Genomic DNA, 25,878 nt, shown 5'->3' with positions numbered 1-25,878 from the left:
GGGCTTCATCTCACATTACAACCATCGCCGTTGCCATTCCGCTTCGAACCACCTGCCGCCTGCGCTGTTTGAGCAGCAAGCGGCTTAATGCTCCTACAGAGCGGTTCAAAAAAACTGAACCACTACACCGAAGGTTCGGGCCGCGTTCGGACGATCTTTTGATTTTCAGGCGAATGCGGCGAGCAAATCCTCTTCAAAGGCTTTCTGCGCATCCCCCGGCACTTGCGCGCGATGCCGGGCCAGGTGGAATGCCACGTCGAAACTCATGTCCTCTCGACGCACGGCGCGCAGCAATCCTTTGTCTTCCCAGCTGCGGGCAAAGTGGCTGGGCAAATAACCGACATGCTTACCGGAAAGAATGAAGGCGAGGGTGCCTTCAACCTGCTCCGAGCGCGCCGAACACATCTTCCCCTGGAAGGGTTCGTCGCTGCGCAGGAAGCGGTAAGGGTGATCGACCCGATCGCAAGCCTGTAGCGCTTGATCGTCAGGCGCATCATTGGTGAACAACGGATGGCCGGCGGCGCAATACAGGTGCTGGGTTTCGGTAAACAGTTCGCGGTAGTCAAAAGCGCTTTGCACTTGTGAGAAATAGCCGATCGCCAGGTCCAGTCGTTGTTGCAGCAGCAAGCGTTCCATTTCGCCGGGCATGGCGCTGATCAATTCGATGCGGACCGATTCGTCCCGTTCACGAAAGCGCCGGATCGCATCGGCCACCCGTTGCAGCACGGATTGATCGAGTGCTTCGGACAGCCCCAGACGAACCTCGCCGATCAAACGCCCGGCCACACCATTGGATTGGTGGCGGAAGGCTTCGATGGACTCGAACAGGCTGCGAGTCGCACTCAGCAGTTGCTCGCCCTTGGGCGTGATCTTGAAACCACCCTTGCCACGACTGCACAGGCGATAGCCGAGTCGGGTTTCCAGTTTGGCCATTTGCTGGCTGATGCTCGACTGGCTCAGGCCCAGCTCGCCCTGAGCCGCGCTGAAGCCGCCGCACTCCACCACGTTGACGAACAGGCGCAGCAGTTGCAGATCGAGATCGTGGAGTTGGCCGAGCATCAAACATTACTCCGGGATAAAGTCAGGATAACTAACTTGGTATTTTTCCAATGTATCCGACGACGCATTCTGCATCCACTTCATCTGGTCAGGTGTTTCGTCATGGCTCCCATGTTCAAGCTGTGTTTACCCGCACTGTTCCTCGCCATGGCCGTATCGGCCCAGGCCGAGGAAAAAGTCCTGAATCTCTACAGTTGGTCCGATTACGTAGCGCCTGAAACCTTGCAGCGTTTCGAGCAGGAAACCGGTATCCACGTGCGCTACGACACCTTCGATTCTTCGGAAGTGCTCGAAACCAAATTGCTCACTGGTGGCAGCGGTTATGACGTGGTCGTGCCGTCTTCCAGCGTGCTGGCCCGCGGACTGGCAGCCGGTGCGTTGAAAGAGATTCCCCACGAAGGCCTCAAGGGTTACGCCAACCTCGATCCTGATTTGCTGGAAAAACTCGCCGCCGTCGACCCCGGTAACCGTTATGGCGTGCCTTACACGTGGGGCACCCTGGGATTGGGGATGAATGTGGAAGCGGTAAAACAGCGCTTGCCAGACGTGCCGCTCAACAGCCTGGACCTGCTGTTCAAGCCTGAGTACGCCAGCAAACTGAAAGATTGCGGCATCGCCATTCTTGATTCGCCTCAGGAAGTGATCGGCCTGGCGCTGCATTACCTGGGCAAAAATCCCTACAGCACTGACAAGGCTGATCTGTCAGCCGCCGAGGCGCTGTTGCATCAGCTGCAACCCCATGTGCTGTACGTCGCGACCGGTCGGCAGATCAGCGATCTGGCCAACGGCAGCGTATGCCTGGCGTTGACCTACAACGGCGATGCCAGCATGGCCGCCGATCAGGCGCGCAAGGCCAACAAGCCGTTTGACGTGGCGTACCGGATTCCGAAAGAGGGCACGCTGGTCTGGCAGGACAATCTGGCGATCCCCAAGGACGCGCCTCACCCCGAAGCGGCTCGCGCCTTTATCGAGTTCATGTTGCGCCCGGAATCCGTCGCGGCACTGACTAACGAACTGTTCTTCGCGACGGCCAACCAGGCCGCAACACCGCTGGTGGATGAGGCGGTGCGTACCGACCCGGACATCTACCCGCTGGCTGATGTGCGTAGCCGGTTGTACGCCGACCGCAGCATGAGCCTCAAGGACCTGCGTCAACGCACGCGCTTGTGGACCACTTTCCGTAGCCGCCAATAATAAGGAACCCGAGATGGACGTCCCGATGCAAAACGATCAGGCCATGACCCGCGACAGCCTCTACGGCACTGCCGCCGAAAGTACCTACGCCGGTATCACCAGTTTCATGCGTCGACGCTACAGTCGCGACTTGCGCGGCGTCGACGTAGCGGTCAGCGGTGTCCCGTTCGACACCGCCACCAGCAACCGCCCCGGTGCGCGTTTCGGACCACGGGGCATTCGTGCCGCATCCACCGGGATTGCCTGGGAACGCCATTGGCCATGGGCCTTCGACCCGTTCGACCATCTGGCGGTCATCGACTTCGGCGATTGCGACTTCGATTACGGCACACCGCAGTCGGTGCCGGAAAGCATCGAAGCCCATGCCGAACACATACTCAATGCCGGTAGCGCGATGCTGACCTTCGGCGGGGATCACTTCATCACGTATCCGCTGCTCAAGGCTCATGCGCGTAAACATGGTCCGCTGTCGTTGATCCACTTCGACGCCCACAGCGACACCTGGCCGGACGAAGACGGCAAGCGCGTCGATCACGGCACGATGTTCTGGCACGCGGCCAAGGAAGGTTTGGTGGATCCGTCGCGTTCGGTGCAGATCGGCTTGCGCACCACCAATGACGATCACCAGGGTTTCCAGGTGCTGGATGCGCGACAAGTGCATCGACGTGGTGTTGATGAGATTGTCGAGGCCATTCGGGCACGGGTCGGTGATCACTCGGTGTACCTGACTTTCGACATCGACTGCCTCGATCCGGCCTTCGCTCCAGGCACCGGAACACCGGTGTGCGGTGGCTTGAGCACGGTGCAGGCGCTGGAAATTCTCGGCGGCTTGCGCGGGATTAATCTGGTGGGGATGGACGTCGTGGAAGTGGCGCCGGCCTACGACAGTGCGGACATTACCTCGCTGGCAGCGGCGACGTTGGCGATGGAAATGCTGTGCCTCTATGCGGCTAAACACAAAGTCGACCGGTAACACACGGTCAAAACTGTGGGAGCGGGCTTGCTCGCGAAGGCGCCGTGTCAGCCAACATCAATGTCAAATGATACACCGCTTTCGCGAGCAAGCCCGCTCCCACACTCGATCTGTGTCAGGCGACGGGGATGATCGGCAGATCCAGGGTTTCAGCCCCGGTGAATCGCGCCATCGACCCGGCAATGGATTCATGGGGCACGCCCATCTCCACACCACTGACCCCATCAAGCCGCGACAGTTGATCCCCACTCAATTGCACATCCAAAGCACCCAAGCTCGCATCCAGTTGTTCACGGGTGCGCGAGCCGAGAATCGGAATCAGCGCCGTGGTCGAACGCTTGGCTTTTTCCCGCAGCCAGGCAATGGCCACGTGCGTCGGGCTGGCGCCCAGTTCTGCGGCGACGGCCAGCAAGGTGTCGAGCAGGGCGGTTTCACGGGCGCTTTTCTCGGCGTGAATCAGCATGCCAAGTTTGGCGGCGCGGTTGTCGCCATCGTTGGTGCGGTACTTGCCGGTGAGGAACCCGCCACCCAACGGTGACCATAACGTAGCGGCCAGGCCCAAGGCTTCGGCCATCGGCAGCTGTTCACGTTCGGCCGTGCGTTCGGCGAGGCTGTATTCCACCTGAATCGCAGCAATCGGAGAGAACCCGCGAATCTCGGCCAGCAAATCGGCCCGAGCGATGCGCCACGCCGGGAAGTTCGAAAGCCCGGCGTAATGAATCTTGCCGGCGCGCACCAAATCGTCAAAACCACGCAGGATTTCTTCCATCGGCGTCACGCCATCGCTCATGTGGGCCCAGAACAGGTCGATGTGGTCGGTGTTGAGTCGTTTCAGGCTTTCTTCCACGGCGCGAACCATGTTCTTGCGGTTGTTGCCCGTGTGGGAAATGCCCGCAGCCGGCGTGGTCCCCAGGGTGTATTTGGTGGCGATGACCAGGCGATCCCGTTCCGCTGCGATGAACTCGCCGAGCATGGTTTCCGACTGGCCCGCCTGGTAGCCGTTGGCGGTGTCGATGAAATTGCCGCCGGCCTCCAGGTAGCCATCAAAGATGCGTTTGGCTTCGTCGCGTTCGGCACCATGGCCCCAACCGGTGCCGAAGTTACCGGCGCCCAGCGCCAGTTCCGAGACCCGCAAGCCGGTTTTGCGGCCGAAGACTTTGTAATGCATGGGATGACTCCTGAAGGAAAAGACGTTGGGGGCGAATATAAATGTCTAGCGACATGTATTTAATATGATGTCGGTAATATTGAGCGTCAAGGTACTTTTCCATTCGCAAGAAAAGGGCCGACCACCGGCCATAACGCTACTGCCACTTTCTGACAGGGTCCTCTGCTAAGCTCCGACAACTTTTACGGACAGAGCCTGCCGATCGTGTCGCGTACCACTCGTTTACTGACCTTGTTGCAAGTGCTGCGCGGCAAAAGTCGTCCGGTGACCGCGGCGACGCTTGCCGGCGAATTGGAGATTTCCGAACGCACGCTGTACCGCGACATCGCCGAACTCACCGCCCTTGGCGCGCCAATCTACGGCGAAGCGGGGGTCGGCTATGTACTGCGCAGCGGTTTGTTTCTGCCGCCGTTGATGCTCAACGCCGATGAAACCGAAGCCATCGTGCTCGGGTTGCGCTATGTGGATCAGCGCGGGGATGAGGTGTTGAGCAAGGCGGCGGCGGATGCGCTGGCCAAGATTGCGGCGGTGTTGGCGCCTGAAGCACTGGACGCGTTACGCAACCCGACGGTGTTGCCGGGGCCGCCCGGTTATGGCTTCGCGCCCAACGCCGTGCCACTGAATGTGTTTCGCCAGGCCATCCGCGATCAGGTCAAGCTGCACATCGATTACGCGGACGCCAACCAGGTGCCGAGTCAGCGGCTGATCTGGCCGCTGGCCCTGGGGTTTCTGAACGAGGTGCGAATCATCGTCGCCTGGTGTGAATTGCGCAGCGCCTATCGCACCTTTCGCACTGACCGGATCTCGGCTGCCAGCGAGCAGGGCGAGCGTTATCCGGGGCGGCGCAGCGACCTGTTGCGCACCTGGCGCAAACAGATGCAACTGGATGAAGCAGGGCGCTTCACTCCTGACAAGAACTGACACAGGCTTGTTTTAGCATGGCTCCAGAATCAACAAACAAGGAGCCGTAACCATGTCCAATCCCGCCTCTTCACTGGCACCCGCTATCGCCGCCTACATTGCTGCCGCCAATGCCCGCGACACCTCGCGGGTCGCCAGTTTTTTCGCTGAGGATGCCAATGTGTTCGATGAAGGCCAGCACCAGGTCGGTACTCACGCCATCGCGCAATGGATGCAAGACACTGCCCAGCGTTACCAGCCACGGGTTGAAGTGCTCGACGTGCAACTGCGCACCGGCAAAGTGTTGGTGCATAACCTGATCTCCGGAACGTTTCCCGGCAGCCCGCTGGAATTGCGCTACATGTTTCGCCTGAATGAACAGGGCAAGATTGCCCGGCTAGACATCTCGCTCTAACCATGACGCATGGCATACTGCCGCGCATGAATGTCGACTCCCCCTTAAGCGCCTGGCAACACGCCATCGAACAGAAGGGCTTCGTCCAGGACGAAGCCCAGGAACATGCCGTGTGGGCGCTGCAGAAATGCTACGAAGCGCTGCATGAAGGGCGCACGCCGATCACTGGCGTGTACCTCTGGGGGCCGGTCGGGCGCGGCAAAACCTGGTTGATGGACCAGTTTTACCAAAGCCTGAAGGTCCCGGCCCGTCGCCAACATTTCCACCACTTTATGGGCTGGGTCCATCAGCGTTCGTTTCAGCTGACCGGCACCGCCGACCCGTTGAAGGCGCTGGCTCGCGAATTGAGCGAGGAAGTGCGGGTCCTGTGCTTCGACGAACTGTTCGTCAACGACATTGGCGACGCCATCATTCTCGGGCGTTTGTTTCAGGTGATGTTTGAGCAGGGCGTGGTGGTGGTTTGCACCTCTAATCAACCACCGGATCAGCTGTACGCCGATGGCTTCAACCGCGACCGGTTCGTGCCCGCCATCGAAGCCATCAAGAAACATATGCAGGTGATTGCGGTGGATGGCGGCGAAGATCATCGCCTGCACCCAGGCAAAGGTTTGCAACGTTACTGGGTGGCCGCGCCCGGGCAGCCCAGCGCTCTGGGTGAAGTGTTCAAGGCATTGACCGTCGGCCAGTCGGTGTCCAGTGACCCGATCAAGGTGGGCTACCGCTCACTCGATGTCGTGCAGGCCAGTCAAACCGTACTCTGGACTCGTTACGCCGACCTCTGCGAACAGCCTTTTGCCGCCATGGATTTCATCGTCCTGTGCGACACCTTCAGCGCTATTCTGTTGAGTGACGTGCCCAACCTCAGCGCGCAAAAGCGCGAAGGGCGCATCGCACGAGGCACTGAAGACGGCGTCGAACGGGTGGTGGCGGGCGATCGCGAGTTGCCGCAATTGTCGGTGCATGACGACGGCGTACGGCGTTTCATCGCCTTGGTGGACGAGTGCTACGACCGCAAGGTGCCGCTGTGCCTCGAAGCGCAGGTGCCCATGGAATCGTTGTACACCGAGGGTTATCTGGAGTTTCCGTTCCGCCGCACCCTCAGCCGTTTACAGGAAATGCAGCTGCAACGTTTCGCCGAAGCTTGAACAAGGAGCCGCGAACATGAATCAGCCTCTGTCGCACCATTTGCTGACCATGGCCTATCAGAACGCCTGGGCCAATCATCGCCTCGCCAAAGCCTGGAGCCAGTTGAGCCCGGTCGATCTGGCGGCGCCGCGGGTCAGCTTCTTTCCCAGTCTGCGCGCTACCCTCAATCACATCCTGACCTGCGACTGGTTTTACCTGGATGCACTGGAGCGAGAGTTGCGCAGCGACGATCCGCATCCCGATTGCTACGTGTTTTTCAATCAGGACGAGCCGTTTACGCACGCAGTAGACCTCAAGCGCGAACAAGCACTGGTGGACCTCCGACTGATCGCCTATTGCGAGCAAATGCGCGATGCAGACCTCGGGAAGACCGTGACCATCGCCCGGGACACGCCGCAACATGACAGCCGCTTGCGCCTGCTGTCCCATCTGTTCGAGCACCAGATCCATCATCGCGGGCAGGTTCACGCCATGCTCAGCGGCACCCCGGTCAAACCACCGCAACTGGACGAGTTTTTCTGTGCCGGTGAGTCAGGCCTGAGGGCCGAGGATTTTGCCGAACTGGGGTGGACCGAGGCGCTGATCTGGGGCGCTTGAGCGAAAAATTACAGCAGGATCCGGTTGTCGACACGGCTGTGCCCGCGATATTGTCGGTCGGCCTTTCAGTGCGAGATGCGCTGGGGCAACTTAATGTGCGAACGAGGGTGGAAATGGAATCCGCAGAAATTCTTGTACTTCAGGCCAGCTATACCAATCCGGTGCATGCCGAGGCTATTGGACTGGTGCTAAATGCTTACGCCGAAGACCCGATGGGTGGAGGCCACTCGTTGCCCGCCGACTTGTTGAAGCAACTGCCGGCGGAACTGGCCAAACGTCCCCACGCGTTTAGCGTTCTGGCCTTTGTCGGTGGCGAGCCGGCCGGGCTGGTCAATTGCTTTGAAGGTTTCTCGACCTTCGCCTGTCGGCCGTTGGTCAACGTGCACGATGTGTGTGTGGTGTCGAAATTCCGTGGCTTGGGGTTGAGCCAGAAGTTGCTGCAAAAGGTCGAGGACATCGCTCGCCAACGCGGATGCTGCAAAATCACGCTGGAGGTGCTGGAAGGTAATGCAGTCGCCCAGGCTTCCTATGGCAAGTTCGGTTTTGCCGCAGGCATGTTCGACCCGGCGCACGGTCGGATGCTGTTCTGGACCAAAGCGCTTTAAGGTATTACGAGCAAAGAAAAAGGGCGTCCATCAGGACGCCCTTTGTCGTTACGGTTTGTAGTGCTCTGTCACTTGCGCGGTTTGATCATTCGGAACCCTGATTTCATTGGTGTTGCTGGCGATACTTTGATTCGCCTCCTGGCTCAGCCGCAGGCTCTCAAAGTAGTACCGCATGCGTTCAGCACCACCTTCGGCAAATGCAGCTGTTGAACTGAACATCATCAGGCCGGCGAGGATCATGGTTGTACGTTTCATGGTGTGCCCCTACGAGTTGTCGGGTCCTTTCGTCCATGAAGCAATGTCGAAAGGACATTATCCGCCGATTCCGTTAAATGGGAATTGCCTGCGCCTAGAGCTTCCAGTCCAGGCTCAGGGTCACCGTGCGCGGGTCACCCCAGAACACACCGTTATAGAACCCGACGTTGTCGTAGTACTTCTTGTCGAACAGGTTATCGACGTTCAGCGAGGCCGACAGGTGTTTGTCGAACTCATACCGCGACATCAGTTTGACCACGGTGTAGGCCTCCTGCCGGATGTTGGTGCTTTCGGTGATCAGCGCACCGTCGGCACTACGTCCCACCGGGCGGCTGGCGGCGCGGAACACATCGCTCTGCCAGTTCACCGCGCCACCCACGGTCAGTGCCTGCCAGTCGCCGGGCAGGCGATAGGCCGTGGATAGCCGGAACATGTTCAGCGGCTGGTTGGTATTGGCGCGTTTCTTTTCGCCATTGGCCGAGTGGGTGTAGGTGTAGCCGGCCGTCATGTTCCAGCCGGCCATGACCTCGCCCGAGAGCTCGGCTTCGAAGCCCTGAACCTTGTTGCCTTTACCGCCTGACTTGAAGAACTCGTCGCCGGTCACTGGGTCCGGTGGCACCGAGTCGTCGAGTTCGGCAACGTTGTCCTGTTTGCTCCAGAACAGCGCGGTAGCCACGTTGAGGCGTTCTTCCAGCAGGCTGCCCTTGAGCCCCAGTTCATAGTTGCTGCCCACTACCGGCTCGAGGTATTTGCGATGGCTGTCGCGGTTGTCTTGCGGCTTGAAGATGTCGGTGTAGCTGACGTAGGCCGTGTATTCGGGGGTGAGGTCGTAGAGGAGCCCGGCGTAGGGCGTCCACATGTCGTTGTGTTCCTGGCTGCTGGCATCAACGCTGCTCAGTTGCAGGTTGTCGTCGTACTTGTTGGTCTTGGTCGACACTTTCCAGCTGCCATAACGACTGCCGAGTACGGCGTGCAGGTCATCCGTCAGACTCAGGCGAGTGGCCAGGTAACCGGCCTTCTGGCGGGTGCTGTCTTTTGAACCTGAAAGGCTGGTGACGGTGTCGGGAAACTTGGCGATGTCACCCATGTATTTCCAGTCGCGGATGCTTTCGTAATCCGCGGCTCTGGGGCCGTCCACCATGTAGGGGGAATCTTCCCGGCGTTCGGCCTCGCCATAGCCGATCATCATTTCGTGTTCCCGTCCGAACAGCGAGTAAGGGCCAGCCACGTTGAAGTCATAGGCCTTCATTTTTTGCGTACTGAGCATGTGGCTGACGTTGGCGCTCATGCCACTGCGATCAGCCTCGGGGAACCCCCCGCCGCCGTAGTAGATCTTGCCGTCGGTGTCGCTCTCGCGATGGGTGTAGGCGGCCTTGGCGTGCCAGCCGGCACCCAACTGGTGTTCCAGTGTGGCGAACGCGGTTTTGTCCTTGAGCGGCCAGGAACTCCACGACGTGGCCATGTTGGTGGAGCGTCCGAGGTTGGCCTTGCCACCGTCGGCGTTCCAGTACGGCACCGTGCCCCAGGATGTGCCCTGGACGTGTTTGTTCTGATAGTCGTAACCCACGGCCAACACGGTGTCATCGGTCAAATCGGCTTCGAGAATGCCGTAACCGACCTCCCGTTGTTGCTGGTACTTGTCGCGGAACGAATCGCTGTCGCGATAGGCCAGCACGCTGCGTCCGCGCAAGCGGCCGTCGAAAGCCAGCGGGCCACTGACATCCAGATAACTGTAGTAGTCGTCATAACTGCCGCCGCTGACACCGGTCTGGACCTGCCACTGCGCCGTCGGCCGTTTACGCACCATGTTGATGGTGGCCGACGGGTCGCCCGCGCCGGTGGTCAGGCCGGTGGCACCGCGAACCACTTCGATGCGGTCGTAGATGATGGTGTCGGAATCGGACTTCATGTAGCTGAAGGTGTTCAGCATGCCGTCGATCTGGAAATTGGTGATCGAGTAACCCCGGGACGAATAGCTGACCCGGTCCGAATCGTTGTGCTGAACGACCACGCCGGTGGTCTGGCTCATGGCTTCGGACAGCGTGCCGAGTTTGAAATCGTCCATTTGCTGGCGCGTGACCACGGACACCGATTGCGGCGTTTCCTTGATCGACAGGTTCAAGCGCGTGGCGGTACTCATGGCGCCGGTGGTGTACGACTCGGTGTTTTCGGTGGTGCTGCCCAAACCCTGGGCGGTGACATGGGTGGCGCCCAGTTCGAGGGTGCGGCCGGGCTCTTTCTCAGGGCCGGTTTCAGCCAGTAAATCGGAGCACAGGGCGGCACTGCACAGGCCCAGGGTAAAGGTCATGGAACGGGTGATAGGCGCGAACATCGCAGCCAACTCCTTGTCGTCGATGGAAAAATTCCGTTTGTTCAAAGACGAAGAGGGAAGGAGGGATTTAGCGATTAACGAGAATTATTGTTATTTGTAAATGTTTCGGACAACGCAATCGCGCCATTGGCGCAGTGAAAAAGGGGCCGGAACCGGCCCCTGAAAGGATTACTGCTGAATGACTGCCACCGCCTTGGGTTTCATCAGGCTGAAGTCGATCAATGCCTTTTGCTCGCGCTCATAAGGATTGCCGATCATCAATGGCCTTGGCTTGAAACTGTCGCTGACCAGGCTCTTGCTGCGATCCAGTTCATCGAAGCTCAGACCCGCCAGATCAGCCCAGGTGTGGATCAGGTGCGAGCTGCTGTAAGGCCGCCCCAGATCACCGGCAAAGCTCCAGTCATGGTTTTCGCGCCATTTCGGCGAGGCCCAGGCCATGAACGGAATGGTGTACATCGGCGCCGTCGGTTTGCTTTCGTTGCGGCCAAGGGTGCTGTGGCCAGGAGAATCGAAAACATCTTCACCATGGTCGGAGAGGTACAGCAGGAACCCGTTCGGATCAGATTTGGCGTAGTCCTTGATCAGGCTCGAGACCACGAAGTCGTTGTACAGCACCGCGTTGTCATAGCTGTTGTACGTCGGCAACTGATCGTCGCGCACACCGTCCGGAACGCCTTTGCGGTCCTTGAACTTATCGAAGGACGACGGATAACGGTATTGATAGCTCATGTGCGTGCCGAGCAAATGCACGACGATCAGCTTGCGCGGCGCAGCGTCGGCCAAGGCCTTGTTGAACGGCTCGATCACGTCGCCATCGTACTGGGCGGCATTCTGGTTGCGGTTGTTGTTCAGGTACACCTGCTCGTCGGCCTGCTGGGAGAAGGTCGTCAGCATGGTGTTGCGCTTGGTCATGGTCTGCTGGTTGGTGATCCAGAAGGTCTTGTAGCCTGCCTGTTTCATCATGCTGACCAGCGATGGGGTCGACAGGTACAGGTCCGGGCTTTCTTCGTCGGCGAAGGTCAGAACCTGCTGCAACGCCTCGATGGTGTAAGGGCGCGGGGTGATGACGTTATCGAAGACCGCCAGTTGATCCTTGAGCTTGTCCAGTTCCGGGGTGGTTTCCCGAGGGTAGCCGTAGAGGCTCATGCGCTGACGGTTGGTGGACTCACCGATCACCAGCACCAGGGTCGCCGGCTGATTGGCCGCCGAATCCTTGAGATTGTGCAGCGGTGGGATCTTGCTGGCGCTGTTGAGCATGTCTTGCATGCCGGCCAGGGTCTCGAGGTAGCGGTGATAGGCAACGGCCATCTGCCAAGGCACCGCGGGCTCGATGCGGGTTTCGAATTTATCGAAGCCACCGGCAAGGCTGCCGGTACGCGCGGTTTGCTTGATCAGCGGGTAGCCGACGACAGCGACCACAATTGCCGTTGCAGCCACCAGCGCCCGACCGCGAGGCATGTACACCGGGCGCAAGCGAGTCCAGAGGAAGTAAGCGAAAGCGGTGTGAGCGAGGAACGCCGCCACCATCCACCAGGCAAAGTATTGAGTCATGTACTCGCCGGCTTCAGAGATGTTCGACTCGAACATAATGAAGATGACGCTTTGGGAAAACTCCTGCTGATAGATGAAGAAGTAACCCAGGCTGGCCATTGAGCAGGCCCACAGCACCACACCGATCAGTGCAGCCATGACACGTGTTTGTTTGGGGAACAGCAGCATCGGCGCAAGCCAGATGGCGCTCATCACAAAGGCCTGGCGGAACCCGGTAAAACCGGAGGTGCCTGTCAGTTGGATCAGTAGTTGGGTAATGCCGGAAAAATACCAGAAGAACAGGAACAGCCAGAGAAATCCTGTCCAGTCGAAACCTTTCGCAGACATACTGCTGCGTTTAAACAAAGCCATTCAGCGCTCCAGCCAGTAATCACTTCCATCGTCAGGACATCAATGTCACCGACGAACGGGCACCGCACGGATACCGAACGGCCATAATGAGCCGGAGTATCAACAAGCGGGCGTGAAAACTTCGTGAGTTGCCGGGGGGTGTAAAAAGGGGGACGGCAGGTCGGAAACAGCAGTGGGCTGCTTCCGAATCAAGCGAGGGGATCAGGCGTGAGGCACACGGTGAGTGACGGGCAAAGGCTGGGCCTGATTGCTTTGTGTCAACAAGCGCAATTGCGCGAGCTCCTGTTTCAACTGGTCGCGCTCGTCTTTCAACTGGCGTAATTCATCGCGACGGATCGTGACGTAAAGGGTTTGTGCTGGCCGTGCTGCGTGTACTGTGCCCATTGCTCACCTCGCAAATGGCTGCCTCAACTGTAAACCTGCCCCGCAATCGGGTGCTGACTTACTATCGGCGCTGATTTTGATTTCTTTTGCCCCGGAATGGAACTTTTTTATTTTTCATGGTCGTTGTGTCTTCGGCGCGATTAACGACGTTATCAATATGGATCGGGCACAATGCCCGGAAACTATGTGCCAGCGCTCTGGACTAACCCTCAATAGTCGCGTTGGGCTATAACCTTTGACACACATTTATTTGTAGTAGGGAGCATCAGCACATGCAACTCGGGATTATTGGACTGGGCCGCATGGGCGGCAATATTGCGCGGCGCCTGATGCTCAACGGTCATACCACCGTTGTTTACGACCGCAATACCGCCTTTGTCGACGCCTTGACCGCAGAAGGCGCCTCTGGTGTCATCGACCTGCCGGCGCTGGTCGCTGGCCTGGCCAAGCCACGTGCGGTGTGGGTCATGCTGCCGGCCGGCGCACCGACCGAAGACACCATCGACACCCTGAGCACCTTGCTCGAACCTGGCGATACCATCATCGACGGCGGCAACACCTTCTATAAGGACGACATCCGCCGGGCGAAAACCCTGTCAGAGAAAGGCCTGCACTACGTCGACGTCGGCACCTCCGGCGGCGTCTGGGGCCTGGAGCGTGGTTATTGCATGATGATCGGTGGCGAAGCCGAGGTGGTTAAACGCCTTGATCCGCTGTTCGAGAGCCTTGCACCGGGCCTGGGCGACATTCCTCGCACCAAGGACCGCAAGTCCGAAGACGATCGTGCCGAGCGCGGTTACATCCACGCAGGCCCGGCCGGTTCGGGCCATTTCGTGAAAATGATCCACAACGGCATCGAATACGGAATGATGCAGGCCTTCGCCGAAGGCTTCGACATCCTCAAGACCAAGGCCAGCACCAATCTGCCGGAAGATCAGCGTTTTGACCTGAACGTAGGCGACATCGCCGAAGTCTGGCGTCGTGGCAGCGTCGTGTCGTCCTGGTTGCTCGACCTGACCGCCGACGCGCTGGCCAGCGATCCGAAACTCGACGGTTACTCAGGCTCGGTGGCTGACAGCGGTGAAGGTCGCTGGACCATCGAAGCCGCCATGGAGCAATCGGTGCCTGTACCGGTGTTGTCGAACTCACTGTTCTCCCGCTACCGTTCGCGCGGGCAAGGCACCTTTGGCGACAAGATTCTCTCGGCCCAGCGCTTCGGCTTCGGCGGCCACGTGGAGACTTCGAAAAAATGACCCGTCTGATTCGCAATAAATCCAAGGCAGAACCCGCACCACCGACCACGCTGTTTCTGTTCGGTGCCCATGGTGATCTGGTCAAGCGTCTGCTGATGCCGGCGCTGTACAACCTGAGTCGTGACGGACTGCTTGGGGATGGATTGCGGATCATCGGCGTTGATCACAACGCCATCACCGATGAAGCCTTTGCAAAAAAACTCGAAGACTTCATTCGGGCCGAAGTGGCCGCCAAGGTCGGCAAGGGCGATCAAGCCCTTGACCCGGACTTGTGGGCCAAGCTGGCCAAAGGCATCAGCTACGTCCAGGGCGACTTCCTGGACGACAGCACCTATCAAGCCCTGGCGGCGAAAATCGCCGCCAGCGGCACCGGCAACGCCGTCTTTTACCTGGCCACCGCGCCACGTTTCTTCAGCGAGGTGGTGCGTCGTCTCGGCGCCGCCGGCTTGCTGCAAGAGTCGCCAGAAGCGTTCAGAAGGGTGGTGATCGAAAAACCCTTCGGTTCCGATCTGCATACTGCCGAAGCCTTGAACGCTTGCTTGCTCAAGGTGATGACGGAAAACCAGATCTACCGGATCGATCACTATCTGGGCAAGGAAACCGTGCAGAACATTTTGATCAGCCGATTCTCCAACAGCCTGTTCGAAGCGTTCTGGAACAACCACTACATCGATCACGTACAAATCACCGCCGCCGAAACCGTTGGCGTGGAAACCCGTGGCAGTTTTTATGAACACACCGGCGCCTTGCGGGACATGGTGCCCAATCACCTGTTCCAATTGCTGGCGATGGTCGCAATGGAACCGCCGGCCGCCTTTGGCGCCGATGCAGTACGCGGCGAGAAAGCCAAGGTGGTCGGTGCGATTCGTCCCTGGTCGGTCGAGGAAGCGTTGGCCAACTCGGTGCGCGGCCAATACGCGCCCGGCGAAATCGACGGCAAGGAGTTGCCGGGGTATCGCCAGGAAAACAACGTGGCGCCCGACAGCAACACCGAAACCTACGTCGCGCTGAAAGTCATGATCGACAACTGGCGCTGGGTCGGCGTGCCGTTTTACCTGCGCACCGGCAAGCGCATGAGCGTGCGCGACACCGAGATTGTCATCTGCTTCAAACCGGCGCCGTATGCGCAGTTCCGCGATACCGAGGTCGATGAGCTGCAGCCGACCTATCTGCGAATCCAGATTCAACCCAACGAAGGCATGTGGTTCGACCTGCTGGCCAAACGGCCCGGCCCGGCCTTGAAGATGGCCAATATCGAACTGGGCTTTGCCTACAAGGATTTCTTTGAAATGCAGCCGTCCACCGGCTATGAAACGCTGATCTACGATTGCCTGACCGGCGATCAGACGCTGTTCCAGCGCGCCGACAACATCGAGAATGGCTGGCGCGCCGTGCAGCCTTTCCTCGATGCCTGGCAGCAGGACGCGAGCGTGCAGAGCTATGCCGCTGGCGAAGACGGCCCGCAGGCTGCAGAAGATCTCCTGACCCGCGACGGTCGCGTCTGGCACGGTCTCGGATGATCGACGCACCGCAGCCTCCCATCCATTTTCTGCTCAGTGATATGGACGGCACCTTGTTGCTGCCCGATCACAGCCTCAGCCAGCGCACCCTCTCAGCCGTCCGCTCCTTGCGCGAAGCAGGCGTGCTGTTCAGCCTGGCCACCGGCCGTCCGCCCAAAGCCATGTTGCAGCAGATTGAAGCCTTGGGCGTCGACCTGCCAACGGCAGCGTTCAATGGCGGCACCATCGTCAACCCGGACGGCAGTTTGCTGGTCGCGCATTACGTGCCGGCAACGGCGGCGCTGACGGCATTGACGCTGTTTGCCGACCGGCCGGACATCGAAATCTGGGTGTTCAGTGGTGGCGACTGGTTGCTGAAAGATCCGAACGGCCCAATGGTGCCTCGTGAACAGCACGCCCTGGGTTATCCGCCAGTGGCGGTCGAGAGTTTTGAGCCGTACCTGGAACGCATCGACAAGATCGTCGCCACCAGCAGCAACACGCAGTTGTTGATTGAGCTGGAAGCGCTCCTGCTGCCCAAAGTGGAAGGCCAGGCACAAGTCTCCCGTTCACAGCCGATTTATCTGGACGTGACCGCGATGCAAGCCAACAAGGGTGCAGCGCTGGCGACACTGGCCGAATTTCTCGGTGTGCCGCTGGAGCAGACCGCGGCGCTGGGCGATGGCGGCAACGACCCGGCGATGTTTCACCGCGCAGGCTTGTCGATTGCCATGGGGCAGTCGGAAGAGGCGGTGAAGCGCCAGGCCGATGTTGTCACTGGAACCAACACCGAAGACGGTGCGGCTCAGGCAATCGAACGCTACATCCTGAAACGCTGAAACCTTTGTACTCGACAGCTCCTACAGGTTGATTGGTGTTACAGCCAGAAACTCACTGCATACCAGCCAAGAACACCCATCACCACGGTGTACGGCAACGCCATCCACACCATCCGTCCGTACGACAGGCGAATCAGCGGTGCAATCGCCGAGGTCAGCAGGAACAGAAACGCAGCCTGACCATTGGGCGTCGCCACGCTCGGCAGGTTGGTGCCGGTGTTGATCGCAATCGCCAGCGTCTCGAAATGCTCACGGCTCATGTGGCCGGAGATGAAGGCCTGTTTGACCTCGGTGATGTAAATGGTCGCGACGAACACGTTATCGCTGATGGCCGACAGCAAGCCGTTGGCAATAAACAGCATGCCCGGCTGTTGATCCGCTGGCAGCGCCAGCACCCACTGGATCAAAGGCGTGAACAGCTGCTGATCGTGAATCACCGCCACCACTGCGAAAAACACCACCAGCAGCGCTGTGAATGGCATGGCGTCCTTGAACGCGTTGCCGATGCGGTGCTCGTCAGTGATGCCAGTGAATGCGGTGATCAGCACGATCACCATCAAGCCGATCAGGCCGACCTCAGCAATGTGGAACGCCAACCCCGCAATCAGAATCAGCGCTGCCAATCCCTGCACGATAAGCGCTGCACGTTGGCGTGAGGTGCGTTCGGCATTGTCTTCGGCGGCGTAATTGGCCAGAACTGCACGCACGTTGTCCGGTAACAGCGTGCCGTAACCGAACCAGCGAAGTTTCTCCAGCAGGACGCAGGTCACCAGGCCTGCCACCAGGACCGGCAATGAAACCGGGGCGACTTTCAGAAAGAACTCAGAGAAGTGCCAGCCCATCTCGTGGCCGATCAGAAGGTTCTGCGGCTCACCGACCAATGTGCAAACACCGCCCAGTGCGGTACCCACGGCACCGTGCATCAGCAGGCTGCGCAGAAAGGCGCGGAATTGTTCGAGGTCGGCGTGATGAAGGGTGGGCAGGTGCTGGTCATCGCCAAACTCGCTGTCCTGACGCGGATCGTTGCCGGAGGCGACGCGGTGATACACCGAGTAAAACCCGACGGCTGCACTGATGATTACGGCGGTCACGGTCAAGGCATCGAGAAACGCCGACAGAAACGCCGACAGGAAGCAGAACATCAACGCCAGCAGTGGCTTGGAGCGAACCCCGAGCAGCAGTCGTGAGAACAGGAACAGCAGCAGGTCTTTCATGAAGTAGATGCCGGCCACCATGAACATCAGCAGCAGGATCACCGGGAAGTTGTGCACCAGCTCGTCGTAGAGTGCCTGGGGCGTGGTCATCTTCAGCAACAGTGCTTCGATCAACAGCAAGCCACCGGGCATTAACGGATAACACTTGAGCGCCATGGCCAGGGTGAAGATGAACTCCAGCACCAGCAGCCAGCCAGCCGCCACCGGGCCGACGGTCCACAACACCAGTGCGTTGAGAATCAGGAAACCGACAATGCTTGCCTTGTACCAGCGGGGTGAATGCCCGAGAAAATTGTGTGCGAACGCCTGAGCCATTGAACCGGGCATTGGCTACTCCTTGTATTAAGAAGCGCGCAACTTGCCGTAAGCAGGAGGGAAGATCAAGTGTAGGAAAACTGTGCAGGCCTATCCCAGATAGCGTGCGACGATCGCCCGATAGTTGCCATCCAGTGAATAGCCTCCGACGACAATGTTTCCATCGGCCTGCATGACCACTGAAGTCGCGGTATCCAGACTGCGGCCAAGGCGTGTACGAACCCAGCCGGCGCCTTTACCGAAGCTGCGATCGAGCTGCCCGTTGGGCAGATACCGCGCCAGAATGAAATCCGCCTCGACACCACCAATCGTGGCCCCGACCGTCACCACGCAGCCGTCCGGCAGTGCCTGTGCGTCGGTCCACTGGCAGCCGCGGTGACCGATCTCCAGCAATCGGGCCTGGCCTCCATTGCAATGAATGTCCGGGCGACCGTTGCTGTGTACTTTCAGTGCCAGGCAATGCATCGGGTCGCGGCTGCTGCCAAAACACTGCACATCGCCATTTTCCTGTTGGACGACCTGGCTGACCTGAGCGCTATACCTCCGTGCCTTGAAGGTCATGAAACCATCCACGGCGAAACAATCGTCGAGCCTGCCGTCGGTGTGATAGCGGGCCAGCAGACCTTCTTCAGGGAAATTGATCGACCCGCCCACCAGGATCCGGCCGTCTCGTTGCACCATCAGGCTGCTGAGCCAGGTGTTCATCAACAAGTGCCTGACAATCACGAAGCCACGACCGTTGAAGGTGTCGTCCAGTGAGCCGTCGGTGTTGAGGCGTATCAGCATGCCGACATGATCGGACAGTTCGAAGTGATGATTGGCCTGCAGCAGGATTCGACCATCCTCCTGCACGCAGATATCACAACCTTCTGCGCCCGATACGCCGGGGGGGAGCCAGGTGTCACGCACGCCTTGGGAAAGACCGCCCGGCAGACGCACGACGCAGCGGCCATTGTCGCCAAAACATTGAACCGGCCGACCATGCTGATCAAACAGGGCGAGGGCGGGTAGTGTCCAGTGAGCATTTTCGTAGTGCAGGCCGGCCACCAGAATGTGCCCATCGGGCAGTACGTGGACTTTGCCGGCCATGGCCTCGAAGCCGTGTTGAAATTGCCCGATGACGCTGCCTTGATTGCCGAACGCCAGATCTGCCGAGCCGTCCTCGAGCAAGCGAGCCAGGCCGAAGCGGCTACCGCCTGGCGTTCCGACCTTCGCCGCCACCAGCAACCTGCCACGTGAATCAATCGCGACCCCGTTGGCCATGCTTGAGAGGCTGCCAGCGAAATACACCTGGGTTTTGCCAGACGAGGCAAAGGTTGTATCAAGTTTGCCGGCGTTGTTCAGGGTTGCCGGTAATGCAAACGCGGTCTGGATTGACATGCACGCAGCTCCTTGCAAGTCGTCCTGAACCGGGAGTTTGGGTGGCGACTGTAAGGAAACATTCAATCCCTGAACGGCTGGATGCACAACTGTCATAACTAACAGGCGGAGGGTCACTGTGTGCCAGAACAGTGTCTTTTCGAACCACTGACAAGCCTGCCAAGTAGTTAGGCGCGTGCAAGTTCGAATAATAATCGGGGGAGGGCGCGGGTTACCGTTGGGTAACCCGCAAAACGCTTAGTGTGGCATCGACCACGATTGGAGTTTGTAACCCCCTTCGCTCAATTCCGCACGTGCCGCTTCAAGCAGGCATTCAAGTTGCGCTGGATCGGTATAGGCACTGCTTGGGATCTGCTTGCGGCCGATGCTGCGGGTGTTGGTGCGATCGATAACGGTAAGGCTGAGTTCGCCATTGCCGTCTTGTGGGGCCCAGGCCACGCATTGGAACGGTTGGAATGCGCGGTCGGCAATCAAAAGAGCTTCGTTGATGCGGAGCGGGGCGTTCATGGGTTTTTCTCTCTGTATGCCCAATCAAGTGATGTGCCGTCGGTTGGGCTTACCGTTCGGCTGGTTACTTGTACTGATGCCCGCAACCGGGGGGCGGGTCACATACAAGTAAAAGAAATATCAACTTTCTTTCATTGGCTCAAGGTGTGGACAGGATTTGAAAGCTGAATGAAAGGAAGGACTCGTTAGGTAACTGACTAAATTGCTTCTTATAACTAATAACGCAACCGCTCTATAGTCAAACGGTACAAGGTCGCGTCAAATTATTGCTATTGTTACAGCCAGGTCCGCCAAACGACTGTTTTTGATAATGTTTCATAAATTTGGCGCCAAGGAACAGTCATGATCGAAGTGCCTGCCTTACGACGTCTGTTAGTAGTGGACCCGTGCGACGACTGTTATCGTCTGTTGCCGGGTTTGCGCTCTGTCGGTTGGGACGTTGACAGCTGCACCCTGGAAAACGTTGCCGACAAAACCTGCGATGTCGGCCTGTTGCGTTTGCAGCCTTTTCAACTCGAACGCCCGGAAGCCGTCAAAGAGCTCATCAGCCGTAGCGGTACCGAGTGGATCGCCGTACTCAACCAGGAAGTCCTGCGATTGCAAAATGTCGGGGACTTTGTCTGCGAATGGTTCTTCGATTTCCATACCTTGCCATTCGATGTGTCCCGGGTTCAGGTGACGCTGGGCCGAGCGTTCGGGATGGCGCGCCTGCGTGGGCAGGGCACGGTTCACATTGATCAGCCTGAACACGAACTGCTTGGCGACAGCAAACCCATTCGCGAACTGCGCAAGTTGCTGAGCAAGCTGGCGCCCACCGAGTCTCCGGTATTGATCCGTGGTGAAAGCGGTACCGGTAAAGAACTGGTCGCCCGCACGCTCCATCGACAATCCCAACGTCACAGCAAACCCTTTGTCGCGATCAATTGCGGCGCAATTCCCGAACACTTGATCCAGTCCGAACTGTTTGGCCACGAGAAGGGGGCTTTTACTGGCGCCCATCAACGTAAGATCGGGCGGATCGAAGCGGCTAACGGTGGCACGTTGTTTCTCGACGAAATCGGTGATCTGCCCCTGGAGCTGCAGGCGAACCTGTTGCGTTTCCTCCAGGAAAAGCACATCGAGCGGGTGGGCGGCAGCCAGCCGATTCCCGTGGATGTGCGGGTGTTGGCCGCGACCCATGTCGACCTTGAGGCCGCGATCGAGAAGAAACGCTTTCGTGAAGATCTGTATTACCGCCTGAACGTGTTGCAGGTCGCGACCGCGCCCCTGCGTGAGCGCAATGGTGATCTGTCGATGCTGGCCAACCACTTTTCCCATTTCTACAGCCATGAAACCGGCCGCCGTCCGCGCAGCTTCAGTGAAGACGCCTTGGTTGCCATGGGTAAGCATGACTGGCCGGGCAATGTGCGCGAGCTGGCCAACCGGGTACGTCGCGGGTTGGTACTGGCCGAAGGCCGGCAGATCGAAGCGCGAGACCTGGGGCTGATCAGACCGCAGGCCGTTGCCGCGCCGATAGGCACACTGGAAGACTACAAGCACCGGGCAGAGCGCCAGGCCTTGTACGATGTACTTAACCGCCACAGCGATAATTTGAGCACCGCCGCCAAGGTGCTGGGGATATCCAGGCCTACCTTCTACCGTTTGTTGCACAAGCATCAGATACGTTAGACGCAAGATCTACTACAAAAAAAGCCCCGCTGGGATTGAAGTCGCAGCGGGGCTTTGTTGTTGTGGATTAGAAGTAGTACGGGAATTTCAGGCTGAAGGAAAAGTCTGGCGAGTCGTCGGTCAGGCCGATGGCCAGGTTGGGAACGATCGTCAGGTTATCGGTTGCTGCCAGGGTCATGCCGATGTTGAAGTTAGCCGAGTTGTAATCGCTGTTCGTAATCGATTGCCAATCGCCACCGTCCGGCTTGATCTTGCTCTTGCGGGCGAACTGATCGGTGAACGAGAACGACATACTCATCTTCTCGTTCAAGGCGAATGCAATGCCGGCGCCGACCTGCCAGGAGTTGCCCAGTTTCACGTCCCCGGGCACCTTGGAGTTGACCTGAGGGCTGATGTCGCTGAAAGAGTCTTCCATGTTGTAGGTGTAGGCCAGGCTGCCGAATAGCACGGCCGGATCGAAGGTCTTGACCAGCGAGATACCCGGGGTGATCGACCAGACACCATTGCCGGTAGGCAAGTCTTCGGGTACCGCGAGGTTATCGTTGTTCGGCTCTTGGACCAGCTTGATGCCGTATGGATCCTTACCGGTAGGCGCCTTGACGCGCAGTGTAACGACCGCATCGGGCAGGTTGACCGACTCATCCAGAAACTTGTAAGCAACGCCAACGTTCACATCGCCGATGGTCGGGTCGCGGGTAACGGTGGCGTCCGACGTCACCGGGCCTGCGCCACCGGCGCCACCGGAGGAGTACGTTGATTCGCGATAAACCACGGGGACGTTAATGTCGAACTGCCAGCGTTGTCCCGTGTTGTAGCGGGCGGTCAGGTCCAGGGTCCAGTTATCCGACTTGATGCGGTCAATGTCGATGTTGCCGAGAAAAATCGAGTCCAGTGCCAGAAAGCCATTGAGCGTCAGCGCACGGGTATCGTAGTGCGTGTAGGTCACGCCAGTTTCGAAACTGAACTTGCCACCACCGAAGAAGCCGCTGGCTTCGTCATACAGGTTGGAAACGCTTTGCGCAGGCTCCGAATCATCCTTGAGCGATTGGCCGTATGAGCTGCCTGTGGTTCCCGGCGCACCGGCGGCCACCGTCTGGCCACCCCTGGTCGTTTCGGCAGGGGATTTGGTCAGGCGTTTGGGAGCCGGTGTCGCAGGTGCTTCTTCGACTTGGCGAACGCGTTGCTCGAGTACCATCAGCGCGTTCTGTTGTGCTTCGTAACGTTGTTTCAACTCCATGAGTTCTTGTTTTAGCATCTCGACCTGGGGGTCCGGTGCTGCGTATAGCAGTGTCGCCGGGGCCAGGCTACTCAAACAAACGATGGCTCTGAACGTCAACGATCGGTGCATGGGTTAGCCGTCCCTACTGACTTCATCTGATGAGACTGAGCGTAGATCAGAATCCTTGAGTGCGAAGACCTTTGAGCTGGTCCAGGTTGCCGTTCAGCGACCCGCCTGTCGCCACGTTGTCACGCAGCACGACATGGAGGGACGTGAGGTTGCTGACCTGGTTACCACCGCCGAGCAACGTCGTGTTCTGCATCAGTCCACCCTGGCCCAGGCGTTGTACGGTACTGCCCTGATTGTTGTTGGCCACGATGTTGAGTTGCACACCCGTACCGGCCGAGGAAATGCTCAGTGAGCCCGCGCCATTGGCGCCGACCAACGTCGAGCCTGCGGCCAGTGCCTGGCCCTGCTGTTGTGTTGTTGGCGCTTGGTTAGCCTTCGTGACGGTGATATCAACGTTGTTGTAGGCAGTGTTATGGTCGCCGGCAGCACGCACGACCTGAGTGACGCCTTCGGTGCTGTTGAGGCCGCTGCCGCCAGTGACGATGCCGGTGCCTTGCGAACTCGCTGAGCCATTACCTTTTTCGTTGATTATCGACACATAGAACTGTGGCGTGATGGTCGATTGTTGAATTTGCATCGAGGAAGTTGCCCCGATCACTTCACCGTTGGCATTTTGCCAGGTGGTGGTCATGACAATGCCGAAACTGATGATCCGTCCCGGCATGACATAGCGGCCTCGCAGGCTCGCCAATTCCTGATCGTTCAGTTCAATGGGTTTGAATACCTGCGCCTGGGTCGGCAGGCTGGCGGCCAGGCAAACCATCGCCAGCCAGATTGGAGTCTTCATTGGAATGCTCCCGGAGCGTCGTGCTCCCTTGTTATTAGAAGAAGTCGCTTTGGATGAATCCGAAATCCATCAACTCTGTGTCTTGCACCGGGCTGAAGGTGTTGATGCGGTTCTTGGCGGTCAGTGGCAGGGGTGGGTCGAGCAACGCATTGGCTTTGTCGTAGCCCTGGCCGATGACGGCAAAGATGATGCCGTTCCAGCCTTTTACAAAGTCTTCTACTTTGTAACGTTTATGACCGAGTACCGGATCGCCGATATAGACCCAGCCCTGATGGACTCTTTGCATGACCACAAAATGTTTGTAGCCACGGATATCCATGAGTACCACAACCGGAATTCTGATCTCGCTCAACGTTTCCGTCGCTACCCGGTAACCACGGGCCCGCATGCCGAGACTTTCCACGTAGCGCTTCATGTCGAGCATGGAAAAGCCCTGGACGCGGACAAGATCCTGATCGGAGTGTGCCAGCATGCCTTCGATGATTTGTTCTTCATTCACGTCCAGCCAATAGGCCTGGCGCAATATCGTCGCCAGCGCAGCTGCGCCACAACTGAAGTCGGTTTTCTGTTGGACCAGGTCGGCAAACTTGCGCTCGCGTATGCTTTGGATCGGCTTGAACACCACCGCGCCGCCCGGCAGGACGGAAAGTGGTAGTTGCGCAGCCTCGATCACACTGGCTACGCAAAGCAAAAATGCCAAGGCGATAATGCGCATAGTGGGACGCCTTCTGGTTGTGTTGAAAAAGGCCCCCATAAGGGGGCCTCCAGAGACAACAATTAGAACGACTGGTTGGAGATAGCCAGCGAGTTGCTTTGTTGGTTACCCACACCGGCAGCCACGTTGACGCCCAGGTTGCCACTGCCGCCATTCACCGAACCACTCAGGGTTGCAGTGTTGGTCACAGGGTTGGCCCAGCCAGTTGGAGTCAGCACTTGATAGGAGTAGGTGTTACTCAAATCATATGAGCTGCTTTCACTGTAGCTTTTCGCTTTTGCGTACTCAGATTCGGACGACTTGCTGCCCGATTTTTCGTACGAGGAGGCGGACGATTTTTCCCACGATTTATCGAAGGATTTTTCGAACGAGGAGTCGGTGGAATGTGATTTCGATTTATCGATCGATACATCGAGCGATGCGTCAAGCGATGCGTCAAGCGATGCTTCGACACTCACACTGCGGCTTTGCTCGCGACGACCGTTATCCCAAGTAACAGTCTTGGACGCATCAAAATCAGCGTTCACATCAGCGTTCACATCAACGTTCAAGTCAAAACTGCTGCTAGAGCTCCTATCCGTACTCCTGGAGCCGCTCACATCTACGCTTTTGGAACCGCTGGCCTCAGAGCTCCTGGATCCGGCCGCGGCCCAGCTCGAAGAAGCGCTTTGACTGCCGCTAGCCTCGAATGACTTCTCTTTAGAGAAACTACCGCTGGCCGTTTTGGTAAACGTCAGCGTATCTATGGTGTACGTCCGATCAGCGTTGTTATTCACTGTCAGGCCAGGACCGCTTTGATTGGCAGAGGCGCTGGCTGATGCGTTACCCAGCGGGGCATTGGAGTTGGCAATTGCCATAGTGTTTTTCTGTTGGTTGAGGTCGCCGCCAGCAATGTTGATCCCCATATTGCCGCTGCTGCCATCGCCAGATCCGCTCATCACGGCAGAGTTTTGGGTGCCGTAGTTGTAGACCTTGTTGTTGTTGCTGTATTGCGTGACTCGAGCGGTGGCTTCGGAATTGCCGAACACGAAGCTGTTATCGAGGCTGGAGGTGGAACCAGCGTTTGCGATGGCGGCCGCGTTGTCTTGTTGGTTGCCGGCGCCTGCTGCCACGTTGATGCCGACGTTGCCGCTCGCGCCTGAGCCAGAGCTGCTCATCTCGGCGGAGTTCTCAGTCCCTTCGTTGAGGATGCGGTTGCCGGTACTGGACTGCCTGTCGTTCGCATTGGCGGTCGCGTCGGTATGGATCCATGTTGGAGGAGGAGTGTGGTGATTGTTGTGATGACCATTATGGTGACCACGCCGATCGTTCTGTCCAGCTTGTGCAGCAACAGCCAAGACCGCAGCGATTGCAAAAACCAGAGGTTTTATTGCCATCGAAGGTTTCATGGTGGTTCTCCGTACTTATTTTAGGTTAAGTGTTG

The 25,878-nt window shown here is 58.4% G+C and carries 24 protein-coding genes; 11 read left to right on the top strand and 13 right to left on the bottom strand.

Going from position 1 to position 25,878, the window contains the following annotated elements:
* Positions 1-165: 165 nt before the first annotated feature.
* Positions 166-1,059, bottom strand: coding sequence for a LysR family transcriptional regulator (locus KGB23_RS23580; protein ID WP_223432801.1), 894 nt, complete (start codon positions 1,057-1,059; stop codon positions 166-168).
* Between the two features lie 102 nt (positions 1,060-1,161).
* Here KGB23_RS23580 and KGB23_RS23575 point away from each other — a divergent pair, with 102 nt between their 5' ends.
* Complete coding sequence (locus KGB23_RS23575; RefSeq protein ID WP_223432800.1) at positions 1,162-2,253, top strand: polyamine ABC transporter substrate-binding protein; 1,092 nt, start codon at positions 1,162-1,164, stop codon at positions 2,251-2,253.
* Positions 2,254-2,266: 13 nt separating this feature from the next.
* Complete coding sequence (gene speB, locus KGB23_RS23570) at positions 2,267-3,226, top strand: agmatinase (protein ID WP_223432799.1); 960 nt, start codon at positions 2,267-2,269, stop codon at positions 3,224-3,226.
* Between the two features lie 115 nt (positions 3,227-3,341).
* Here speB and KGB23_RS23565 read toward each other — a convergent pair whose 3' ends face one another.
* On the bottom strand, positions 3,342-4,394 hold the full coding sequence (locus KGB23_RS23565) for an aldo/keto reductase (RefSeq protein ID WP_223432798.1): 1,053 nt from the start codon (positions 4,392-4,394) through the stop codon (positions 3,342-3,344).
* 204 nt (positions 4,395-4,598) lie between these two features.
* Here KGB23_RS23565 and KGB23_RS23560 point away from each other — a divergent pair, with 204 nt between their 5' ends.
* The 5 genes from KGB23_RS23560 to KGB23_RS23540 all read left to right on the top strand — a co-directional run bounded on the left by KGB23_RS23560 (position 4,599) and on the right by KGB23_RS23540 (position 8,057).
* Positions 4,599-5,315: a helix-turn-helix transcriptional regulator gene (locus KGB23_RS23560; RefSeq protein ID WP_223432797.1), complete on the top strand. Its 717-nt coding sequence runs from the start codon at positions 4,599-4,601 to the stop codon at positions 5,313-5,315.
* A 52-nt stretch (positions 5,316-5,367) separates the two neighbouring features.
* On the top strand, positions 5,368-5,709 hold the full coding sequence (locus KGB23_RS23555) for a nuclear transport factor 2 family protein (RefSeq protein WP_008069241.1): 342 nt from the start codon (positions 5,368-5,370) through the stop codon (positions 5,707-5,709).
* A 26-nt stretch (positions 5,710-5,735) separates the two neighbouring features.
* On the top strand, positions 5,736-6,854 hold the full coding sequence (gene zapE, locus KGB23_RS23550; protein WP_223432796.1) for a cell division protein ZapE: 1,119 nt from the start codon (positions 5,736-5,738) through the stop codon (positions 6,852-6,854).
* A 16-nt stretch (positions 6,855-6,870) separates the two neighbouring features.
* Complete coding sequence (locus KGB23_RS23545; RefSeq protein ID WP_223432795.1) at positions 6,871-7,452, top strand: DinB family protein; 582 nt, start codon at positions 6,871-6,873, stop codon at positions 7,450-7,452.
* A 113-nt stretch (positions 7,453-7,565) separates the two neighbouring features.
* Complete coding sequence (locus KGB23_RS23540) at positions 7,566-8,057, top strand: GNAT family N-acetyltransferase (RefSeq protein ID WP_223432794.1); 492 nt, start codon at positions 7,566-7,568, stop codon at positions 8,055-8,057.
* Positions 8,058-8,105: 48 nt separating this feature from the next.
* Here the strand turns inward: KGB23_RS23540 and KGB23_RS23535 are convergent, their stop codons facing one another.
* The 4 genes from KGB23_RS23535 to KGB23_RS23520 form a co-directional block, all read right to left on the bottom strand.
* Positions 8,106-8,312, bottom strand: coding sequence for a hypothetical protein (locus KGB23_RS23535; RefSeq protein WP_223432793.1), 207 nt, complete (start codon positions 8,310-8,312; stop codon positions 8,106-8,108).
* A gap of 94 nt (positions 8,313-8,406) precedes the next feature.
* A complete protein-coding gene (locus KGB23_RS23530; RefSeq protein ID WP_223432792.1) occupies positions 8,407-10,644 on the bottom strand; it encodes a TonB-dependent siderophore receptor in 2,238 nt (745 codons plus the stop codon).
* A 168-nt stretch (positions 10,645-10,812) separates the two neighbouring features.
* A complete protein-coding gene (locus KGB23_RS23525; RefSeq protein WP_223432791.1) occupies positions 10,813-12,546 on the bottom strand; it encodes a phosphoethanolamine transferase CptA in 1,734 nt (577 codons plus the stop codon).
* Between the two features lie 201 nt (positions 12,547-12,747).
* Positions 12,748-12,930 (bottom strand): DUF6026 family protein, encoded by a 183-nt coding sequence (locus tag KGB23_RS23520; RefSeq protein WP_033055075.1) that lies wholly within the window; start codon positions 12,928-12,930, stop codon positions 12,748-12,750.
* A 272-nt stretch (positions 12,931-13,202) separates the two neighbouring features.
* Between KGB23_RS23520 and gnd the strand changes: the two genes are divergently transcribed.
* From gnd to KGB23_RS23505, 3 genes are read left to right on the top strand one after another with little or no spacing between them, the layout of a single operon-like run.
* Entirely contained in the window at positions 13,203-14,183 is a 981-nt protein-coding gene (gene gnd / locus KGB23_RS23515; RefSeq protein WP_223432790.1) for a phosphogluconate dehydrogenase (NAD(+)-dependent, decarboxylating), read from the top strand.
* Positions 14,180-15,703 (top strand): glucose-6-phosphate dehydrogenase, encoded by a 1,524-nt coding sequence (gene zwf, locus KGB23_RS23510; protein WP_223432789.1) that lies wholly within the window; start codon positions 14,180-14,182, stop codon positions 15,701-15,703. The genes gnd and zwf overlap by 4 nt, the downstream gene beginning before the upstream one ends.
* Positions 15,700-16,521, top strand: a complete 822-nt coding sequence (locus KGB23_RS23505) for an HAD family hydrolase (RefSeq protein WP_223432788.1) — start codon at positions 15,700-15,702, stop codon at positions 16,519-16,521. The genes zwf and KGB23_RS23505 overlap by 4 nt, the downstream gene beginning before the upstream one ends.
* Positions 16,522-16,559: 38 nt before the next feature.
* Here the strand turns inward: KGB23_RS23505 and nhaB are convergent, their stop codons facing one another.
* The 3 genes from nhaB to KGB23_RS23490 form a co-directional block, all read right to left on the bottom strand.
* Positions 16,560-18,062, bottom strand: coding sequence for a sodium/proton antiporter NhaB (gene nhaB, locus KGB23_RS23500; protein WP_223432787.1), 1,503 nt, complete (start codon positions 18,060-18,062; stop codon positions 16,560-16,562).
* A 78-nt stretch (positions 18,063-18,140) separates the two neighbouring features.
* Positions 18,141-19,430 (bottom strand): hypothetical protein, encoded by a 1,290-nt coding sequence (locus KGB23_RS23495; RefSeq protein ID WP_223432786.1) that lies wholly within the window; start codon positions 19,428-19,430, stop codon positions 18,141-18,143.
* A 237-nt stretch (positions 19,431-19,667) separates the two neighbouring features.
* Complete coding sequence (locus KGB23_RS23490) at positions 19,668-19,937, bottom strand: hypothetical protein (protein ID WP_223432785.1); 270 nt, start codon at positions 19,935-19,937, stop codon at positions 19,668-19,670.
* A gap of 342 nt (positions 19,938-20,279) precedes the next feature.
* On the opposite strand from KGB23_RS23490, the gene KGB23_RS23485 reads away from it, so the two are divergent.
* The gene (locus KGB23_RS23485) at positions 20,280-21,605 is read left to right on the top strand and encodes a sigma-54 dependent transcriptional regulator (protein WP_223432784.1); all 1,326 of its coding nucleotides are present in this window, start codon (positions 20,280-20,282) and stop codon (positions 21,603-21,605) included.
* A gap of 67 nt (positions 21,606-21,672) precedes the next feature.
* Here the strand turns inward: KGB23_RS23485 and KGB23_RS23480 are convergent, their stop codons facing one another.
* The 4 genes from KGB23_RS23480 to KGB23_RS23465 all read right to left on the bottom strand — a co-directional run bounded on the left by KGB23_RS23480 (position 21,673) and on the right by KGB23_RS23465 (position 25,843).
* The gene (locus tag KGB23_RS23480) at positions 21,673-22,953 is read right to left on the bottom strand and encodes a hypothetical protein (protein WP_223432783.1); all 1,281 of its coding nucleotides are present in this window, start codon (positions 22,951-22,953) and stop codon (positions 21,673-21,675) included.
* Between the two features lie 46 nt (positions 22,954-22,999).
* Entirely contained in the window at positions 23,000-23,740 is a 741-nt protein-coding gene (locus KGB23_RS23475; RefSeq protein WP_223432782.1) for a hypothetical protein, read from the bottom strand.
* Positions 23,741-23,774: 34 nt separating this feature from the next.
* Positions 23,775-24,455: a C39 family peptidase gene (locus KGB23_RS23470; RefSeq protein ID WP_223432781.1), complete on the bottom strand. Its 681-nt coding sequence runs from the start codon at positions 24,453-24,455 to the stop codon at positions 23,775-23,777.
* Positions 24,456-24,517: 62 nt separating this feature from the next.
* A complete protein-coding gene (locus KGB23_RS23465) occupies positions 24,518-25,843 on the bottom strand; it encodes a heme utilization protein (protein ID WP_223432780.1) in 1,326 nt (441 codons plus the stop codon).
* Between the last annotated feature and the right edge of the window lie 35 nt (positions 25,844-25,878).

This window comes from Pseudomonas sp. GL-B-26 (genome assembly GCF_019947405.1).
Lineage (GTDB): Bacteria > Pseudomonadota > Gammaproteobacteria > Pseudomonadales > Pseudomonadaceae > Aquipseudomonas.
This window is presented reverse-complemented; position numbering and strand designations above follow the sequence as displayed.

Bases quoted from the DNA above. Each gene is read 5' to 3' on its own strand.
- KGB23_RS23580 (WP_223432801.1), bottom strand. From the start codon at position 1,059: ATGCTCGGCCAACTCCACGATCTCGATCTGCAACTGCTGCGCCTGTTC.
- KGB23_RS23575 (WP_223432800.1), top strand. From the start codon at position 1,162: ATGGCTCCCATGTTCAAGCTGTGTTTACCCGCACTGTTCCTCGCCATG.
- speB (WP_223432799.1), top strand. From the start codon at position 2,267: ATGGACGTCCCGATGCAAAACGATCAGGCCATGACCCGCGACAGCCTC.
- KGB23_RS23565 (WP_223432798.1), bottom strand. From the start codon at position 4,394: ATGCATTACAAAGTCTTCGGCCGCAAAACCGGCTTGCGGGTCTCGGAA.
- KGB23_RS23555 (WP_008069241.1), top strand. From the start codon at position 5,368: ATGTCCAATCCCGCCTCTTCACTGGCACCCGCTATCGCCGCCTACATT.
- zapE (WP_223432796.1), top strand. From the start codon at position 5,736: ATGAATGTCGACTCCCCCTTAAGCGCCTGGCAACACGCCATCGAACAG.
- KGB23_RS23545 (WP_223432795.1), top strand. From the start codon at position 6,871: ATGAATCAGCCTCTGTCGCACCATTTGCTGACCATGGCCTATCAGAAC.
- KGB23_RS23540 (WP_223432794.1), top strand. From the start codon at position 7,566: ATGGAATCCGCAGAAATTCTTGTACTTCAGGCCAGCTATACCAATCCG.
- KGB23_RS23535 (WP_223432793.1), bottom strand. From the start codon at position 8,312: ATGAAACGTACAACCATGATCCTCGCCGGCCTGATGATGTTCAGTTCA.
- KGB23_RS23530 (WP_223432792.1), bottom strand. From the start codon at position 10,644: ATGTTCGCGCCTATCACCCGTTCCATGACCTTTACCCTGGGCCTGTGC.
- KGB23_RS23525 (WP_223432791.1), bottom strand. From the start codon at position 12,546: ATGGCTTTGTTTAAACGCAGCAGTATGTCTGCGAAAGGTTTCGACTGG.
- KGB23_RS23520 (WP_033055075.1), bottom strand. From the start codon at position 12,930: ATGGGCACAGTACACGCAGCACGGCCAGCACAAACCCTTTACGTCACG.
- gnd (WP_223432790.1), top strand. From the start codon at position 13,203: ATGCAACTCGGGATTATTGGACTGGGCCGCATGGGCGGCAATATTGCG.
- zwf (WP_223432789.1), top strand. From the start codon at position 14,180: ATGACCCGTCTGATTCGCAATAAATCCAAGGCAGAACCCGCACCACCG.
- KGB23_RS23505 (WP_223432788.1), top strand. From the start codon at position 15,700: ATGATCGACGCACCGCAGCCTCCCATCCATTTTCTGCTCAGTGATATG.
- nhaB (WP_223432787.1), bottom strand. From the start codon at position 18,062: ATGCCCGGTTCAATGGCTCAGGCGTTCGCACACAATTTTCTCGGGCAT.
- KGB23_RS23495 (WP_223432786.1), bottom strand. From the start codon at position 19,430: ATGTCAATCCAGACCGCGTTTGCATTACCGGCAACCCTGAACAACGCC.
- KGB23_RS23490 (WP_223432785.1), bottom strand. From the start codon at position 19,937: ATGAACGCCCCGCTCCGCATCAACGAAGCTCTTTTGATTGCCGACCGC.
- KGB23_RS23485 (WP_223432784.1), top strand. From the start codon at position 20,280: ATGATCGAAGTGCCTGCCTTACGACGTCTGTTAGTAGTGGACCCGTGC.
- KGB23_RS23480 (WP_223432783.1), bottom strand. From the start codon at position 22,953: ATGCACCGATCGTTGACGTTCAGAGCCATCGTTTGTTTGAGTAGCCTG.
- KGB23_RS23475 (WP_223432782.1), bottom strand. From the start codon at position 23,740: ATGAAGACTCCAATCTGGCTGGCGATGGTTTGCCTGGCCGCCAGCCTG.
- KGB23_RS23470 (WP_223432781.1), bottom strand. From the start codon at position 24,455: ATGCGCATTATCGCCTTGGCATTTTTGCTTTGCGTAGCCAGTGTGATC.
- KGB23_RS23465 (WP_223432780.1), bottom strand. From the start codon at position 25,843: ATGAAACCTTCGATGGCAATAAAACCTCTGGTTTTTGCAATCGCTGCG.